The sequence below is a fragment of the Pseudomonas sp. B15(2017) genome (genome assembly GCF_002113215.1).
In the GTDB taxonomy this organism is placed as follows: domain Bacteria; phylum Pseudomonadota; class Gammaproteobacteria; order Pseudomonadales; family Pseudomonadaceae; genus Aquipseudomonas.
Genome location: NZ_NEJZ01000001.1, coordinates 347,018 through 363,549, shown reverse-complemented (window position 1 = coordinate 363,549; position 16,532 = coordinate 347,018). Strand labels below are relative to the sequence as shown.

At 61.3% G+C, this 16,532-nt stretch carries 16 protein-coding genes; 7 read left to right on the top strand and 9 right to left on the bottom strand.

The genetic code is table 11. The annotated features are described in order from the left end of the window. Positions 1–126: 126 nt before the first annotated feature. Positions 127–927: a LuxR C-terminal-related transcriptional regulator gene (locus CAF73_RS01645; RefSeq protein ID WP_085701729.1), complete on the bottom strand. Its 801-nt coding sequence runs from the start codon at positions 925–927 to the stop codon at positions 127–129. Positions 928–1,052: 125 nt separating this feature from the next. Between CAF73_RS01645 and CAF73_RS01640 the strand changes: the two genes are divergently transcribed. The 5 genes from CAF73_RS01640 (at position 1,053) to CAF73_RS01615 (ending at position 5,049) form a co-directional block, all read left to right on the top strand. Further along, positions 1,053–1,868, top strand: a complete 816-nt coding sequence (locus tag CAF73_RS01640) for a carbon-nitrogen hydrolase family protein (RefSeq protein WP_085699737.1) — start codon at positions 1,053–1,055, stop codon at positions 1,866–1,868. 189 nt (positions 1,869–2,057) lie between these two features. Further along, on the top strand, positions 2,058–3,383 hold the full coding sequence (locus tag CAF73_RS01630) for an APC family permease (protein ID WP_085701727.1): 1,326 nt from the start codon (positions 2,058–2,060) through the stop codon (positions 3,381–3,383). 75 nt (positions 3,384–3,458) lie between these two features. Continuing rightward, complete coding sequence (locus CAF73_RS01625; RefSeq protein WP_085701726.1) at positions 3,459–3,884, top strand: NUDIX domain-containing protein; 426 nt, start codon at positions 3,459–3,461, stop codon at positions 3,882–3,884. A gap of 23 nt (positions 3,885–3,907) precedes the next feature. Next, entirely contained in the window at positions 3,908–4,546 is a 639-nt protein-coding gene (locus CAF73_RS01620; protein WP_085699729.1) for a LysE family translocator, read from the top strand. 2 nt (positions 4,547–4,548) lie between these two features. Further along, positions 4,549–5,049 carry a GNAT family N-acetyltransferase gene (locus CAF73_RS01615; protein ID WP_085701725.1) on the top strand — a complete coding sequence of 167 codons (501 nt, stop codon included), beginning with the start codon at positions 4,549–4,551 and terminating at the stop codon, positions 5,047–5,049. 362 nt (positions 5,050–5,411) lie between these two features. On the opposite strand, the gene CAF73_RS29555 is transcribed toward CAF73_RS01615, so the two are convergent. Both CAF73_RS29555 and metR read right to left on the bottom strand, forming a co-directional pair. Continuing rightward, positions 5,412–5,894 (bottom strand): hypothetical protein, encoded by a 483-nt coding sequence (locus CAF73_RS29555; RefSeq protein ID WP_139832616.1) that lies wholly within the window; start codon positions 5,892–5,894, stop codon positions 5,412–5,414. A gap of 229 nt (positions 5,895–6,123) precedes the next feature. After that, a complete protein-coding gene (metR, locus tag CAF73_RS01610) occupies positions 6,124–7,041 on the bottom strand; it encodes a transcriptional regulator MetR (protein ID WP_085701724.1) in 918 nt (305 codons plus the stop codon). A gap of 111 nt (positions 7,042–7,152) precedes the next feature. On the opposite strand from metR, the gene metE reads away from it, so the two are divergent. Both metE and CAF73_RS01600 read left to right on the top strand, forming a co-directional pair. Continuing rightward, positions 7,153–9,465: a 5-methyltetrahydropteroyltriglutamate--homocysteine S-methyltransferase gene (gene metE / locus CAF73_RS01605; protein WP_085701723.1), complete on the top strand. Its 2,313-nt coding sequence runs from the start codon at positions 7,153–7,155 to the stop codon at positions 9,463–9,465. Between the two features lie 129 nt (positions 9,466–9,594). Then, on the top strand, positions 9,595–10,629 hold the full coding sequence (locus CAF73_RS01600; protein WP_085699721.1) for an alpha/beta fold hydrolase: 1,035 nt from the start codon (positions 9,595–9,597) through the stop codon (positions 10,627–10,629). Between the two features lies 1 nt (position 10,630). Here CAF73_RS01600 and CAF73_RS01595 read toward each other — a convergent pair whose 3' ends face one another. From CAF73_RS01595 to CAF73_RS01570, 6 genes are all read right to left on the bottom strand, one after another. Then, entirely contained in the window at positions 10,631–10,960 is a 330-nt protein-coding gene (locus CAF73_RS01595) for a GlpM family protein (RefSeq protein WP_162831789.1), read from the bottom strand. A 20-nt stretch (positions 10,961–10,980) separates the two neighbouring features. Next, a complete protein-coding gene (locus tag CAF73_RS01590) occupies positions 10,981–12,309 on the bottom strand; it encodes a sigma-54 dependent transcriptional regulator (protein ID WP_085701722.1) in 1,329 nt (442 codons plus the stop codon). Next, positions 12,306–14,219 (bottom strand): ATP-binding protein, encoded by a 1,914-nt coding sequence (locus tag CAF73_RS01585; RefSeq protein ID WP_085701721.1) that lies wholly within the window; start codon positions 14,217–14,219, stop codon positions 12,306–12,308. Before CAF73_RS01585 ends, CAF73_RS01590 begins: the two co-directional genes overlap by 4 nt. Positions 14,220–14,284: 65 nt before the next feature. After that, positions 14,285–15,019 (bottom strand): amino acid ABC transporter ATP-binding protein, encoded by a 735-nt coding sequence (locus tag CAF73_RS01580; RefSeq protein ID WP_007927141.1) that lies wholly within the window; start codon positions 15,017–15,019, stop codon positions 14,285–14,287. Next, positions 15,016–15,687: an amino acid ABC transporter permease gene (locus CAF73_RS01575; protein ID WP_085699712.1), complete on the bottom strand. Its 672-nt coding sequence runs from the start codon at positions 15,685–15,687 to the stop codon at positions 15,016–15,018. The genes CAF73_RS01580 and CAF73_RS01575 overlap by 4 nt, the downstream gene beginning before the upstream one ends. After that, a complete protein-coding gene (locus CAF73_RS01570) occupies positions 15,687–16,433 on the bottom strand; it encodes an amino acid ABC transporter permease (protein ID WP_085684522.1) in 747 nt (248 codons plus the stop codon). Before CAF73_RS01570 ends, CAF73_RS01575 begins: the two co-directional genes overlap by 1 nt. Positions 16,434–16,532 lie beyond the last annotated feature (99 nt).

Sequence of the window (16,532 nt, the reverse complement as noted above, 5' to 3'; positions counted from 1 at the left end):
CAGCGCCGCAGATCCCTGTGGGAGCGAGCTTGCTCGCGATAGCGGTGGGCCAGTCAACGCATAAGTCGGTTATGGCGGCCCTTTCGCGAGCAAGCTCGCTCCCACAGAAAAGCTCACAGCGCTGTATCAGGCGTTCTGCGCCTGCAGAAAGATCGAAAACAGCTCCGACTGGGATTTGATCCCCAGCTTGCTGTACATGTGTTTCTTATGGACTTTCACGGTTTCAACAGAGATTTCCAGCTTACGGGCGATTTCTTTACTGGAGCAACCGCTGAGCATCAGGCGCCCGACGTCCAGCTCCCGGGCGGTCAGCTGCGCGCCCTTGAGTTGCTGCACCGATGCCTCGAGCTGCACCCGCCAGTCCGGTTGCGCAGGCGCCGGGGCGAGGGCCACGGTTTCGTTGATTTCATAGGGCAGGCGCTGGCGCAACAGGCCGAGCACCCACGGCTGGATCAGCGACAGCAGGGCAATCTGCTCGCCGGTGAAGCGCTGCTGGCTGCCCAGTGACAGACACAGCGTGCGGTCGCCTTCGAGTTGGCAATTGAACTGGATTTCGTCGGCCACCACATTCAGACGAAAGTATCGCTGGTAATACTCGGTCAGTTCGAAGTGCTCCGGCGCGACCTCCGACAGGCGATACAGCCCGGTACGCGATTGCTCGCGGCAGGCGATGTAGAACGGATCGAGCAGGTACAACCCGCGCAGATAATCCTGAAACAGCTGGTCGGGACTGCCGTCGGCACCGGGGCATTCGGCGAACACCTGCGGGTGACGGTCGGCGCTGAACAGCAGCGCCACCCAGCTATCGAACGTGACGTACTGGTCGAGCAGGCGTACCAGCTGCGCCCAGAAATTCGGCTTGTCGAGGGCGTCGATCAACTGCCCGACGGCGCGGTGCCAGGTGATGTCGTCAAACGAAACAGTCATGCCTCTACCCCTATCGGGTTACCCCGGCCGCGTAATTCCCTGGCCGGTCGAATGCGAAGCATACTGGCCCACAGACAGCCGCCGGGCAATCTTTCCGCCCCCGGCGCTCATCACAAGGACTCCCCATGAAAGTCGAACTCGCCCAACTGGCGGGCCGTGACAAAGACACGGCGTACAACCTCGAACGCGCCCTCGCCGCGATTGCGGCCTGCGCCACCGACACGCAATTGATCGTGTTCCCCGAGACCCACCTGATGGGCTTCCCGACCGCTGACACCGTGGCGCAGGTCGCCGAACCGGTCGACGGCCCGACCGTCAGCGCCGTGCAGGCCGCCGCCCGTGAACGCAACCTGGCGGTGGTGATCGGCATGGCCGAGAACGATGACGGCCGCTTCTACAACACCACGCTGCTGATCACCCCCGAAGGTATCGCCCTGAAATACCGCAAGACCCACCTCTGGGCGTCGGATCGTGGTGTGTTCGAAGCGGGTGATCGATATGCAACGTGTTTGTGGAACGGTGTGCGGGTCGGTCTGCTGATCTGTTACGACATCGAGTTCCCGGAATCGGCCCGCGCCCTGGCGCAACTGGGGGCGCAGATGTTGATCGTGACCAACGGCAACATGGACCCGTACGGCCCGACCCACCGCACTGCGATCATGGCCCGGGCTCAGGAAAACCAGGCGTTTGCGTTGATGGTCAACCGCGTGGAAGCCGGGGATGACGGGTTGATGTTTGCCGGCGGCAGTGCGCTGGTGGATCCGCTGGGAACGGTGCTGTTCGAGGCCGGGCGTGAGGAGGGGCGGTTCAGCGTTGAGCTGGATTTCGACCAGTTGGCGCTGGCGCGCAAGGATTATCGCTATCTGGATGATCAGCGGTTGAAGTTGCCGGGGGAGGTGGTCGAGCACGCCTCGGGAGTACGAGAGCTGCTGATCCCTTGACCCGTTGTACCCGATCGTTCCCACGCTCTGCGTGGGAATGCCTCCATGGACGCTCTGCGTCCGCTCTTGGGACGCAGAGCGTCCCGGGCTGCATTCCCACGCGGAGCGTGGGAACGATCAGCAACACCTGAAACATTCGCCGAACTCGGCCTCTGCCATAAATCCAATAAAATCCGGAGTAAGTCGCCCATGGCTCGTTTGCAACGCACCCTTTCGCTGGGGTCGGTGGTGCTGTTCGGCATCGCCTACATGACGCCGATCATTGTCCTCGGTACGTTCGGCATCCTCGCCCAGTCCACCGCCGGCATGGTGCCCGCCGCGTATCTGGCGGCGCTGGTGGCGATGTTTTTCACCGCCATGAGTTATGGCCGCATGGCCGCCGCGTTCCCGGTGGCGGGCTCGGCCTACAGCTACGTGCGCAAGGCCATCAGCCCGAAACTCGGCTTCATCGCCGGGTGGGCGGTGCTGCTCGATTATCTGTTTCTGCCGATGGCGATCTGGCTGATCGGCGCCGCATACCTCGCGTCGGCCTTCCCGTCGATCCCGCAGTGGATCTGGGTGCTGGCGTTCATCGGCATCACCAGCGCGATCAACATCATCGGCCTGAAACTGGCCAACGGCATCAACGCCTTGCTGATGCTGGTGCAGTTCCTGGTGCTGATCGCCTTTGTCGCGCTGTGCGTGCACTACGTCGGTGGCGATGCCAGCACGCCGCTGTGGTCGATCAAACCGTTCTTCAATGGCGACATGCAGATGCCGCTGATCATGAGCGGGGCCGCCATCGCCTGCTACTCGTTTCTCGGTTTCGACGCGGTCAGTACCCTCACCGAAGAAACCCGCGATCCACGTCGCACCATCCCTCGGGCAATCATGTTGATTACCCTGATCGGCGGGCTGATTTTCGTCGGCGTGTCGTACTTCGTGCAGATCGCCCATCCATCGTTCCAGTTCAACAGCGTCGACTCGGCGGCCTACGAAATTGCGCGCAATATCGGTGGCGACCTGTTCGTGTCGATTTTCCTGATCGGCCTGATCGTCGGTCAGTTCGCCTCGGGCCTGTCGGCGCAGGCCAGCGGTTCGCGGCTGTTGTTTGCGATGGGCCGTGACGGTGTGCTGCCCAAGTCGTTTTTCGGCACCTTGCACGAGCGCTTCGGTACGCCGGTCAACAGCATCCTGCTGTGTGCGGTGGTGGCTTTGCTGGCGCTGAAGCTCGACGTGACCACCTCGACTTCGTTCATCAACTTCGGCGCGTTCCTGGCGTTCAGCCTGGTCAATCTGTCGGTGATTTTTCACTACTGGATCGGCGGCGAGAAAAAAGGCCTGCGCGAGCTGATGCTGTTTCTGGTCTTCCCGTTCATCGGCCTGGCGGCGGACTTGTGGCTGATGGTCAGCCTCGATCACCTGGCGCTGTATCTGGGCCTGAGCTGGCTGGCGATTGGTGTGGTGTATCTGGCGGTGCTGACCGGCGGGTTCCGTCGTCAGCCGCCGGAAATGGATTTCCAGGAAGCGGCCTGACGTGCGGTCGAGCCTTTGCCTCACGAGCGGCAAGCGTGTGATCCTTGCCGTTTTTGAGTCATAGGCTTTTCGTTCATGTCGACCGCAAATAATTCCACGATCCGCATCGCTGCCGCGCTGCTGCTCAACCCCGACGGCCAGACCCTGCTGGTGCGCAAGCGCGACACCACGGCGTTCATGCAGCCCGGCGGCAAAATCGAAGCCCATGAGCTGCCGGTGCATGCGCTGGCCCGTGAGCTGGAAGAAGAACTGGGACTGCTGATCGATCCGGCGCAGGCGAGTTTTCTCGGCCAGTTCTCGGCACCCGCCGCCAACGAGCCGGGATTCGTCGTGCAGGCCGAGATCTTTCAGCTGACCATCGACGCCAGGGTGTCTCCGGCCGCCGAGATCGAAGAGGTGATCTGGATCGACCCGGCCACCGACGGCAATGTCGTTCTCGCCCCATTGACACGTGACCTGATCCTGCCGTTTTATCGAGCCTCGCTGACCGCGATCGCCTGATCATTCGTGCAAAGGACTTCGTCATGATCCCGCTTCAAGACCTGCTGATTTTTGCCGCCGCCGCGCTGCTGATGGTACTGACGCCGGGGCCGAACATGATCTACCTGATCTCCCGTTCGATCTGTCAGGGCCGCAAGGCCGGGGTCACGTCGCTGGTGGGCGTGGTGGCCGGGTTCTTCGTGCATATGTTCGCGGCGGCAGCCGGTTTGACGGCGGTGTTTCTCGCGGTCCCTATGGCATATGAGGTGTTGAAGTGGGCCGGCGCGCTGTACCTGTTGTGGCTGGCCTGGCAGGCAGTGAAACCCGGCGCCCGCTCGCCATTCGAGGTGCAGGCATTGCCGGCGGACTCGTCGCGCAAACTCATCACCATGGGGTTTCTCACCAGCGCGCTGAACCCGAAAATCGCGGTGTTCTACCTCTCGGTGTTTCCGCAGTTCATCACGCCGGAGCACGGCTCGGTGTTCAGCCAGAGCATCATTCTCGGCCTGACCCAGATCAGCGTCAGTTTCAGCGTCAACCTGTTGATCGCCCTGTCGGCGGCCGGTATCGCGTCGTGGTTCGTCAACAACCCGACCTGGCTGGCGGTGCAGCGTTATTTCATGGGCTTTGTGCTGGGCGCACTGGCCGTGCGGCTGATGCTTGAACAACGCAAGGCCGCCTGAACATGTGGATCGAACGGCTCGACGCCAGTCATGCGTTGGCCTATAGCGAATTGATGCTGGAAGCCTATGACCGCCATCCGCAAGCGTTCACTTCCAGTGTGCGCGAGCGCGCAGTGATGCCGCTGAGCTGGTGGGAATCACGGCTGACCAGCAAGCTCGACGCGGTGTTTGGCGCGTTTGAAGGCAGTCGGCTGGCGGGCATTGTCGGCCTGGCGTTCGAGCCTCGGGAGAAGGCCCGGCACAAGGCAACGGTGTTCGGCATGTATGTGTCGGCCGGGTTTCGTCAACGAGGCCTGGGACTGAAATTGATGGAGGCCGTGCTGGAGGAAGCGCAGCAGCATCCGGCACTGAAAGTCATTCAACTGACTGTCACCGCCGGCAATGAAGCCGCATTCAAGCTGTACCAGCGCTGCGGCTTCATCCAGTTTGGTCTGGAACCCCTGGCGGTTCGGGTCGGTGAGGAATATTTCGACAAGATCCATATGTGGTGTGAATCTCGCTGAAGTCCTGGTCGGACTTTCGTGGCGAGGGAACTTGCTCCTGCGGGGCTGCGAAGCGGCCTTTATTGCGCATAGTCACGGTCTGACGGAAGACCACATGTTCACGTTTTCCTGTAGAGGAATCGGAATTTCCCAACGCGAACTGCATGGCCTGCCAATACTCGCCCCCCCCCACCAAGCCATGGAGAACTTTCGACAGGTACTCAACCGCCCTGATGAGTTGCCTGGCTTTGATGACCTGGCAGGTAATTAATGCCCCCCACTTATTTCACCCGCATTGCTGCGGGCTGTGGGGAGGTTAACCTTGACGGTCCCTTTTTCCTGCCGGAGCTGGTTAATTAACGCGTTCCCGCGTCCTGCATCTCCTAAACTCTGAATTGAAAAAAATCAGCTGCGGTAGTTATTTGATATCCACCGACATCCTCATCTCCAAGTTGAATTTGCACGCTTTTTATTCCCTTCCCGGAAAATGATATCGGATGATAGGAAATCGACTCCTGTGCCTGCGCAATGGTAGTGTGGAGTAGCGTTTCCTGTGCATCATAAAATCTTATCGAATAAGAATCATACGGGCGACCAGTGCCTCCCCTGCTTATCGCGAACCAAAAACTCACGTAAGAGTAAGTAGAGTTAAATGTATATTTCACTCCTCCATTTTCTACGCATAATGAGCTCTCTTCGTTTTTTCCGGGAGAGTGAGCCCAAGTTGCACTTAGAATTCCGCTATTCAGGGGTAAACTGTGAGGCAAAAGTGTTATTTCTCCGCTGGGGATCGTATATGTAATATCGGGTTGAAATAAGACTCTTTCATTTCCAAAGTCTTCACTCAGTACTTCATTGGTATTCATTGGTAGCGCTCCTTTGCAGGCTCAGCCCCTTACCGGAATGGCAGCAGGCATGCACCATTGAGCGCCGTCGGTAGAAAGTTGCGCACCTGTCAACTTTGACAGTCCAGACGAGTGGTCAAGGCTTGCGCAACGTCTGCTGACGTAGGACATAAATCGGCGGTTCGGGTCGGTGAGGACTACTTCGACAAGATCCACATGTGGTGCGCGCCTTTGCTGCCATCCGCCAGCCTCAACGAACCGCGCTGACCCCATCCAGCGTCGAGAACGAGGTGTCCTTGGCCGTCAGCAGGAAATCGCGCATGTACGGCGCGTCGAGCATGTCGGCGCGGATCGCCGCGTACAGCGTTGCAAACAAGCCTTTCTCGCCCAGCCGCTTACCCTTCACGTAGCCCCGCGAGCTGTATTCATGCAGTGCCCAGTGCGGCATGCCGCACACACCACGGCCGCTGGCCACCAGTTGCATCATCATCACCGTCAGCTCTGAGGTGCGCACCTGCGCCGGTTCGATGTCGGCCGGTTCGAGGAAGCGAGTGAAGATATCGAGACGATCCCGTTCCACCGGATAAGTGATCAGGGTTTCGCTCAGCAGATCTTCGGGGACGATGTACGGTTTGCTCGCCAATGCGTGCTGGTTGGCGACTGCGAGCATGGCTTCGTAGGTGAACAGCGGCACGTAGGTGATGCCGGCGATTTCCAGCGGATCGGACGTCACCACCAGATCCAGATCGCCACGAGCCAGCGCCGGCAGCGGGGCAAAGGAGAAACCCGAAGCGAGGTCGAGTTCGACTTCCGGCCAGGCATCGCGGAACTGATCGATGGTCGGCATCAGCCACTGGAAGCAGCTGTGACATTCGATCGCCATGTGCAGACGCCCGGCGGTGCCCCCGGCCAGACGCCCGATGTCGCGTTCGGCGGCGCGCAGCAGCGGCAGGGTCGCGTCGGCCAGTTGCAGCAGGCGCAGGCCGGCGCTGGTGAAGCGTAAGGGTTTGGTCTTGCGCACGAACAGCGGCATGCCCATGCGCTCTTCCAGTTCCTTGAACTGGTGGGACAACGCCGACTGGGTCAGGTGCAGGCGATCGGCCGCATCCACCAGGCTGTCGGCTTCGCGCAGGGCGTGCAGGGTTTTCAGGTGACGGATCTCAAGCACCGCAGGCTCCATGAGGAAAATTTGTGATCAACACGAAAAGGTTGAGTTTGTCTCATGTTGCCCTGGCTGTCGACAATGGCGCCATCTTTTACGCAATGGAGAACATTCGACATGGCCGTGGCTCACACTCTGGGTTTCCCGCGCATTGGCGCCGACCGCGAACTGAAAAAAGCCCTCGAAGCCTATTGGAAAGGCGATCTCGATCAGGCGTCCCTGAATCAGGTCGGCCGTGAGCTGCGCGCCAGGCACTGGCAATTGCAGAAAGACGCCGGCATCGACCTGCTGCCGGTCGGCGACTTTGCCTGGTACGACCAGGTGCTGACCCACTCGCTGACCTTCGGTGTGATCCCCGAGCGCTTCGACGGGGTGCGCGACGAGCGTGGCCTGCCGACACTCGACACGCTGTTCGCCATGGCCCGTGGCGCCACGGCGTCCTGTTGCGGTGCTGAGCACGGCAAGACCCAATACGCACAAGAACTGACCAAGTGGTTCGACACCAACTACCACTACCTGGTCCCGGAGTTCAGCGCAGACCAGCAGTTCAAGCTGAGCTGGGAACAGCTGTTTGATGAAGTCGAAGAAGCCAAGGCCCTCGGTCACAACGTCAAACCGGTGATCATCGGCCCGCTGACTTATCTGTGGCTGGGCAAGGTCAAAGGCAACGACTTCGACAAGCTCGACCTGCTCGAGCGCCTGTTGCCGGTGTACAACGACATCCTCGGCCGTCTCGCCACACAGGGCGTGGAGTGGGTGCAGATCGACGAACCGATCCTCACCATCGACCTGCCGCAAGCCTGGAAAAGTGCCTTCGAACGCGCCTATCACATCCTTCAGTACTCGCCGCTGAAGAAACTGGTGGCGACCTATTTCAGTGGCCTGCAAGACAACCTCGGCCTGGCCGTCGGCTTGCCGGTGCAGGGCTTGCACATCGACGCCGTGCGGGCGCCGGATCAGCTCGGTCAGGTGCTGGATCGCCTGCCGACCTACAAGATTCTTTCGGTAGGCCTGGTCAACGGCCGCAACGTCTGGCGCTGCGAACTGGAGCAGGCACTGGCGCAGTTGCAACCGGCGCAGGAGCGCTTTGGCGACAACCTGTGGGTCAGCAGTTCCTGCTCGTTGCTGCACAGCCCGGTGGATGTCGAGCGCGAAGACAAGCTCGACCCGGAACTGAAAAGCTGGCTGGCATTCGCCGTGCAGAAGTGCAGCGAAATCTCTGTGTTACGTGATGCGCTGAACGATCCGCAAGCGCCGAAAGTGCAAAGCGCGCTGGCCGAAAGCCGCGCGATTCAAGAGCGTCGCGCCCGCTCGCCGCGTATTCATAAAGCCGCCGTGCAGGCGCGGATCGAAGCGATCAACGCCAGCGACAGCCAGCGTCATTCGCCGTTCGCCAAACGCATCGCCGCGCAACAGGCGCGTCTGAAATTGCCGGCGTTCCCGACCACCACCATCGGTTCGTTCCCGCAGACCGGGTCGATTCGTCTGGCCCGTCAGGCGTTCAAGCAGGGCAAACTGTCGGCCAACGATTACCACGATGCGATGCGCAGCGAAATCCGCCACGCGGTGCAGGTGCAGGAACGTCTGGGCCTCGATGTGCTGGTGCACGGTGAGGCCGAGCGCAATGACATGGTCGAGTACTTTGCCGAGCAACTGGACGGCTATCTGATCACCCGTTTCGGCTGGGTCCAGAGCTACGGCTCCCGTTGCGTCAAACCAGCGGTGATTTATGGCGATCTGTCCCGTCCGAACCCCATGACCGTGGACTGGATCACCTACGCCCAGAGCCTGACCGACAAGGTCATGAAAGGCATGCTGACCGGCCCTGTGACCATGCTGATGTGGTCGTTCCCCCGCGAAGATGTGTCGCGCAAGGTCCAGGCGCAACAACTGGCGCTGGCCCTGCGTGACGAGGTGGTGGATCTGGAAAACGCCGGGATCAGGATCGTGCAGATCGACGAAGCCGCGTTCCGCGAAGGCTTGCCGCTGCGCCGCGCACAGTGGCAGGAATACCTCGACTGGGCGGTGGAAGCGTTCCGTCTGACCGCCTCGGGCGTGAAGGACGAAACCCAGATTCACACCCACATGTGCTACAGCGAATTCAACGACGTGATCAAGGCGATTGCCGACATGGATGCCGATGTGATCACCATCGAAACCTCGCGCTCGGACATGGAATTGCTTGAGGCCTTCGAAGCGTTCGACTACCCGAACGACATCGGCCCGGGCGTCTATGACATCCACTCGCCGCGAGTGCCGGACACAGCGGAAATGGTCAAGCTGATGAGCAAGGCCGTGAAACGGATTCCGGCAGCGCGGTTGTGGGTCAACCCCGATTGCGGGCTGAAGACCCGCGCCTGGCCTGAGACCGAGGCGGCGCTGGTCAACATGGTCGCGGCGGCGCGACAGTTGCGCAGTCAGTTGGCGTAACGCAACACCGAATGAAGAGTGGCGACCGCTCGGCACTCTTCATCAAACTGTCATCGAACTGTGGCAGCGCGCTTGAACAAACTTCATCAGACTCGCGCTCTACTGGGGTTCTGCGTTTCGGTGTTTTTCATGTTCAAGGGAATTTTTGCAATCGCGGCGTTGTTGGCCGCGGTTTTTTTCGTTCCGGCGTCTTCTGCGGCGTCGCGTTGCGACGTCAATGTACCGACCGAGCGGGTCGATCTGGAGCAGGTGAGCCTGGCGTACCAGAGCATCGGCCGTGGGTCGGATCCGGCGCTGCTGCTGGTGATGGGGCTGGGCGGGCAGTTGATCCACTGGCCGGATGAAGTGGTGGTTGCGCTGTGTCAGCAGGGCTTTCGGGTGATCCGTTATGACAACCGCGATGTCGGTCTTTCGACCTGGCGCCAGGCGCCGGCCGACGCCAACCTGACCTTTGAAGTGCTGCGCTACAAACTCGGGTTGCCGGTGGCGGCGCCTTACAGCCTGACCGACATGGCCGACGATGCGCTGGGGCTGATGGACGCGTTGCACGTCGAGCAATTCCATGTGCTCGGCGCGAGCATGGGCGGGATGATCGCCCAGCACATGGCGGCGATGGCACCGCAACGGGTCGAGAGCCTGACGCTGATCATGACCAGCTCCGGTGCCGAAGGGCTGCCGGCGCCGAGCGCGGCACTGGTGCAATTGCTGGCTCGACGTGGTGCTCCCAATCGCCAGATCGCACTGGAGCAACAGGCGGATCTGCTGGCGGCGCTGGGCAGCCCTTCAGTCAGTGATGATCGCCAGGCGTTGCTGCATCAGGCGGCGCTGTCCTATGACCGGGCGTTCAACCCTGAAGGCGTGAAGCGCCAGATCATGGCGATCCTCGCCGAACCGAGCCGGGTGGCGTTGCTCAATCAACTGCGGGTCCCGACGCTGGTGGTGCATGGCACGGCGGATCCGCTGCTGCCGGTGATGCACGGCGTGCATCTGGCGGCGCACATTCGCGGCAGTCAGTTGCGCTTGATTCCGGGGCTGGCGCACCGCTTTCAGGAAGCGTTCAAGGAGCCGTTGCTGGCGGCGGTGTTGCCGTATCTGCGCGAGCATCGCGAAGACACGTCGCACTGGGCGCAGATCGAACCGGTGGCAGAGCACAACCTGCTTTGACTCAGGCGTGAAGCCGTACCCACACCGACACCAGCACCGTCGCCGCCATCAGCCACGCCACCGCCGCGACCGCCAGCGAAGCTTCGAGGCGCATGCGGTCGACCATCACGTACAGCGTCGCCAGATACACGAAGTACGGGATGATCGACCACATACCGAAGACGATGGTGGTCTTCAGGTCGTCGATCGAACGGCCCTTGCCGACGATGTAGTGGGCGATCAGGGCGAAGGTCGGGAACAGCGGCACCAGCCCGGCGATGTAGTAGTTTTTGGTCTTGGCCAGCATGGCGAGGATCACCACCACTGCCGCGCCGAGCATTGCCTTGAAAATCAGATCCACGTCGTTCTCGCTTAATGGCTCAGGCCGTACTTTTTCACTTTGTCGAACAGCGTGGTCTTGGCCATCCCCAGTTCCAGGCTGGCCTGGGTCAGGTTGCCGCCGCTGCGTTGCAGGGCGTCACTGAGCAGGTTGCGTTCGAACGCTTCCACTGCTTCGGCGAACGCCAGGCCTTGGCCTGTACTGCCCGCGCCGGTTTTCTTGAACGCCGGCAGACCGAGGGCGAAGCGCTCGGCGACGTTGCGCAACTCGCGCACGTTGCCCGGCCAGTCGTGGCTCATCAGGCTCGACAGCGTCTGGTTGTCCAGCTCCGGCAGTGCGCGGTCGAAGCGCAGGGCCGATTGCTGGGTGAAGTGTTCGAACAGTTGCAGGATGTCTTCGCGGCGTTCGCGCAGAGGCGGCAGTTCCAGCGTCACCACGTTGAGGCGGTAGTACAAGTCGCTGCGGAATTCACCGACCTTGCTCGATTCGTCGAGGTCGGACTTGGTGGCCGCAATCACCCGGCAATCCACCGCCACACTCTGGTTCGAGCCGAGGCGTTCAAGGGTGCGCTCCTGTAACACCCGCAGCAGTTTGATCTGCAACGGCAGTGGCATGCTTTCGACTTCATCGAGGAATAGCGTGCCGCCATCGGCGTGTTCGATCTTGCCGATCCGCCGCTTGCCGGCGCCGGTGAAGGCGTTGGCTTCGTGGCCGAATATTTCGCTTTCGAACAGGTTTTCCGGCAGACCGCCGCAGTTCAGCGCCACGAACTGTTTGGTGTGGCGGCGGCTGAAGTCGTGCAGGCAACGGGCGACCAGTTCCTTGCCGGTACCGGTTTCCCCTTCGATCAGCACGTTGGCCGAGGTGTCGGCGACATTGGCGATCAGCTCCCGCAGGTTCTGCATGGCCGGCGAACGGCCGATGATCCGACCTTCAAGGGAATCGCGTTCGGCCAGTTGCCGGCGCAGGGACGAGACTTCGCGATTCAGGCTGCGTTGCTCCAGCGCGCGACGGGCCACATCGACCAGACGTTCGGGGGAGAACGGTTTTTCCATGAAATCGTAGGCGCCTTTCTGCATCGCGCCGACGGCCATGGAGATGTCGCCATGCCCGGTGATCAGCACCACCGGCAGGCTGCAATCACGTTGCTTGAGGCGGGTCAGCAGTTCCAGGCCGTCGATGCCCGGCAGGCGAATGTCGCTGATGACGATGCCGGCGAAGTTGTCGCCGACCTGCTCCAGCGCCTCTTCGGCACTGCCCACGCCGATGCAGGGAATGTCTTCGAGGGTCAGCGCCTGCTGGCAGCCGAGCAGCACATGGGGATCGTCTTCGACGATCAGCACACTAAGGTCGTTGTTCATATTGGCTCGGCAGGAGTAGGGCTTACCAACGGTAAACTGAGGACGAAGGTGGTGCCACCGCTGGCCGGGTGTTCGACACCCAGATGCCCGCCGGTGGCGGCGGCGAGGCTGGCCGACAGGGTCAGGCCGAGGCCCAGACCCTGTTCGCCGGGTTTGGTGGTGAAGAACGGTTCGAACAGATGCTTGCGCGCTTCGGCGTCGATGCCGTGACCGTTGTCGCGTACCCGCAGGCGATATTTGCCGTTGAATTCTTCGCCTTCCAGCCACAGTTCCGGCAGCGGTTGCGCCTGCATGGCGTCAAGGGCGTTGCCGATCAGGTTGACCAGAATCTGTTCAAGTCGTGTCTGGTCGATCTGCAACTGCACATCGTCGAACTGGCGATGCTGTTGCAGGGCGGCTTTTTCGACACGGGCGCCGAGCACTTGCAGCGCGGCATCCACCGCTTTGCCGAGGCTGGCGCGGCCCTTGTCGTCGCCGCGTCGGGCGAAGGAGCGCAGGCTGGCGGTGATCCGGCCCATGCGGTCGATCAGGTCGTTGATGGTCTTAAGGTTGGTGCTCGCGACATCCAGCTGGCCGCGCTCAAGGAAGCGAATGGTGTTGCCCGACAGCGTGCGCATCGCCGCCAGCGGCTGGTTCAGTTCGTGGGCGATGCTGGTCGACATCTGGCCGATGGCCGCGAGTTTGCCGGCCTGCACCAGTTCGTCCTGGGCGCGGCGCAAGGTTTCTTCGGCCTGACGCCGTTCGCGGATCTGACTCTTGAGCCGGTCGTTGCTGGCGCGCAGGTCGGCGGTGCGTTCGGTAATCCGACGCTCCAGCTGATTGTTGGCTTCCTGCAAGGCTTCGCGGGCGGCGAGGCGGGTGGCGATGACCTTGCGCCGTTCGTTCCAGGCGATCAGCAGGAACGCCACCAAGGCAAATGCCACGGCCACCAGAATCCCTTGATTGATCGCCTCGCGCCGCAGGTCCTGCAACGGGGTGAGCAGAGTGAAATTCCACGGGGTGTCGCTCAGCGGCCGGGTTTGCGCCAGATAGCTGATGTTTTCTTCATGGCGGTCCTGTTGGCTCGGCACTTCGCTGTTGGCCGGGAAGGTGAGTTTTTCCACGCCTTCGGACAGGGTTTCCCGGGCCAGCGGTTGCAGCTCGTTCAGCGGGAACCAGTAGTACTGCAGGCTGCGGGCGAGTTTTTCCTTGGTCTCGTCGCTCAGCGCAATCACCGATTTCAAGCGCCGCGCCGGGTCGCTGGACAGAATGATGATGCCGTTTTCATCGCTGACGAATGCTTCCAGGCGCGCTCGCTGCCAGCGTTCTTCCATGGCTTCCAGGCGCACCTTGACCACCGCGACGCCGATGATCTTGCCGTGTTCTTCGAGGCCGTGGGCCAGGTAATAGCCGGGTTCGCCGTTGGTGCTGCCGATCCCGTAGAAACGTCCGGGCTGGCCGCGTATGGCATTCTGGAAGTAGGCACGGAACGACAGGTCTTCACCGAGGTAGCTGTCGACGTCGCGCCAGTTGCTGGTGGCCATGACGCGACCGGTGGTGTCCATGACGTAGATGGCCCGACTGCGGCTGCGCCGGTTCAGGCCTTCAAGGTAATCGTTGACCGTTTGCCGGTGTTCCGGGGTCGGGTCGCCGAGCAACTGCGAAACGCTCGATTCGAGTTCCAGCAGGCTGGGCAGGTAGGTGTATTTGCTGATCTCGCTTTCGACCGCGCGGGCGTGCAGTTCCAGCTGGCGCTGGCCGTTTTCGCCGAGGCTGCGAATGCCGAAGTGTTCACTGGTCCAGAAGCCGATGTAGCCCAGTCCGATCATCAGGGCGATGACCAGCGGCGGCAGGAACAGGTGGCGGATCAGACGGGGTTTCACGGCAAGTGATGGCGGCGTGGCGCGATAGAGAGTGGGGTCGCATTTCATCACAGATGCCTTGGGTCAACCACCCGGATTCCCCGACAGTTGCTGTCGGGGAAACCGGCAGTTTTTTAGTGCTGCAGGATTTTCTCGAGGAAATGCTGCGCGCGTTCGGAGCGGGCATTGATGTCGCCGAAGAATTCCTCTTTCGGGCAGTCTTCGATGATCTTGCCGGCGTCCATGAAGATCACGCGGTCGGCCACTTTGCGGGCGAAGCCCATTTCGTGGGTCACGCACATCATGGTCATGCCTTCGTGGGCCAGCTGCACCATCACGTCGAGCACTTCGTTGACCATTTCCGGGTCCAGCGCCGAGGTCGGCTCGTCGAACAGCATGACGATCGGGTCCATCGCCAGTGCACGGGCGATCGCCACACGCTGTTGCTGACCGCCGGACAGTTGGCCGGGGTGCTTGTGGGCGTGAGCCGACAGGCCGACGCGCTCAAGCAGTTGTAGGCCTTTCTTGGTCGCTTCTTCCTTGCTGCGGCCCAGCACCTTGATCTGCGCGATGGTCAGGTTTTCGGTGATGGTCAGGTGTGGGAACAGTTCGAAATGCTGGAACACCATGCCGACGCGCGAGCGCAGTTTCGGCAGGTTGGTCTTCGGATCCGCAATCGACGTGCCGTCGACCACGATGTCGCCTTTCTGGAACGGCTCCAGCGCGTTGACGCACTTGATCAGGGTCGATTTGCCCGAACCGGACGGGCCGCAAACCACGATCACTTCACCCTTTTTGACCTCGGTGCTGCAATCGGTCAGCACCTGGAAGTCCCCATACCACTTGTTGATGTTCTTGATAGAGATCATACGGCGAACCTTTTTTGCAGACGCTTGACCAGCTGCGAGGCGGCAAAGCTGATGGTGAAGTACACGAGACCTGCGAAGATCAGGAACTCATTCGAGCGGCCAATGATGTCGCCACTGGCGCGCGAGGCGTTGAGGAAGTCCACCAGGCCCACGGTGTAGACCAGCGAGGTGTCCTGGAACAGGATGATGCTCTGCTGCAGCAGCAGCGGGGTCATCTTGCGGAACGCCTGGGGCAGGATGATCAGGCGCATCATCTGGCCGTAGGTCATGCCCAGTGCCTGGGCGGCACCCATCTGGCCCTTGGGAATCGACTGCACGCCGGCCCGGACGATTTCGCAGAAATACGCCGCTTCGAACATCATGAACGCCACGATGCACGAGGTGAACGCGCCGATCGGGGTGTCTTCGCCGGTGATCCAGCGCAGCACGAACGGCACTGCCAGGTAGAACCAGGTGATCACCAGCAGCAGCGGGATCGAGCGGAAATAGTTGACGTAGGCGCCGGCGATGCTCGACAGCAGTTTGCTGTGGGACAGACGCATCAGCGCGAGGAGGGTGCCGAGGATGATCCCGCCGATCACGCCCAGCGCCATCAGCTTGAGGGTCATCAGCATGCCGTTCCACAGGCCGGGGATGGCCGGAACGATGCCACTGAAATCGAATTCCATTATTTACCCCCCACGGAGATCAGGCCGGGCACGGCGACTTTCTTCTCGACCATGCGCATCAGCAGCATCAGGCTCATGTTCAGGGTGAAGTAGATCAGGGTCGCCAGGGTGAAGGCTTCAAACAGGTTGGCCGAGAACTCGGCGGTCTGTTTGGTTTGCGCCAGAAGCTCCATCAGACCGATCAGCGAGGCCACGGAGGAGTTCTTGAACACGTTCAGGAATTCCGAGGTGAGCGGCGGAATGATGATCCGGTAGGCCTGGGGCAGCAGCACGTTCCAGTAGATCTGCGGCAGCTTGAAACCCATCGCGCGGGCGGCGGATTCCTGGCCACGCGGCAGCGCCTGGATGCCGGTGCGAACCTGTTCGCAGACCCGGGCGGCGGTGAACAGGCCCAGGCAGACGACAACGCTCAGGTAGGCCGAGGTGGTCGGGTTCAGGTCCTGCTTGTACCAGTCCTGCAGGTTCTGCGGCAGCATGTCGGGCACAAGGAAGTACCAGATGAACAGCTGAACCAGCAGCGGCACGTTACGGAACAGTTCGACGTAGCAGGTCGCGATGCCCGCCACGATGCGGTTCGGCACGGTGCGCATGATGCCCAGCAGCGAGCCCAGCAACAGGGCAATGATCCAGGCCACGATGGCGATGGCGATGGTCCAGCCCAGGCCGGAGATGAACCAGTCGAGATAGGTCTCGCTGCCCACGCCGGTGGACTTGAAGAACACGCCCCAGTCCCAGTTGTAATTCATTAGGGTCTCCCCTCGATTCGATCGATGTACAAGTGCCCGCCTGGGGAAGATCCTTTCCCGTCTGACGTTGAACGTCAGGCACACGCGATCGGCTCGAAA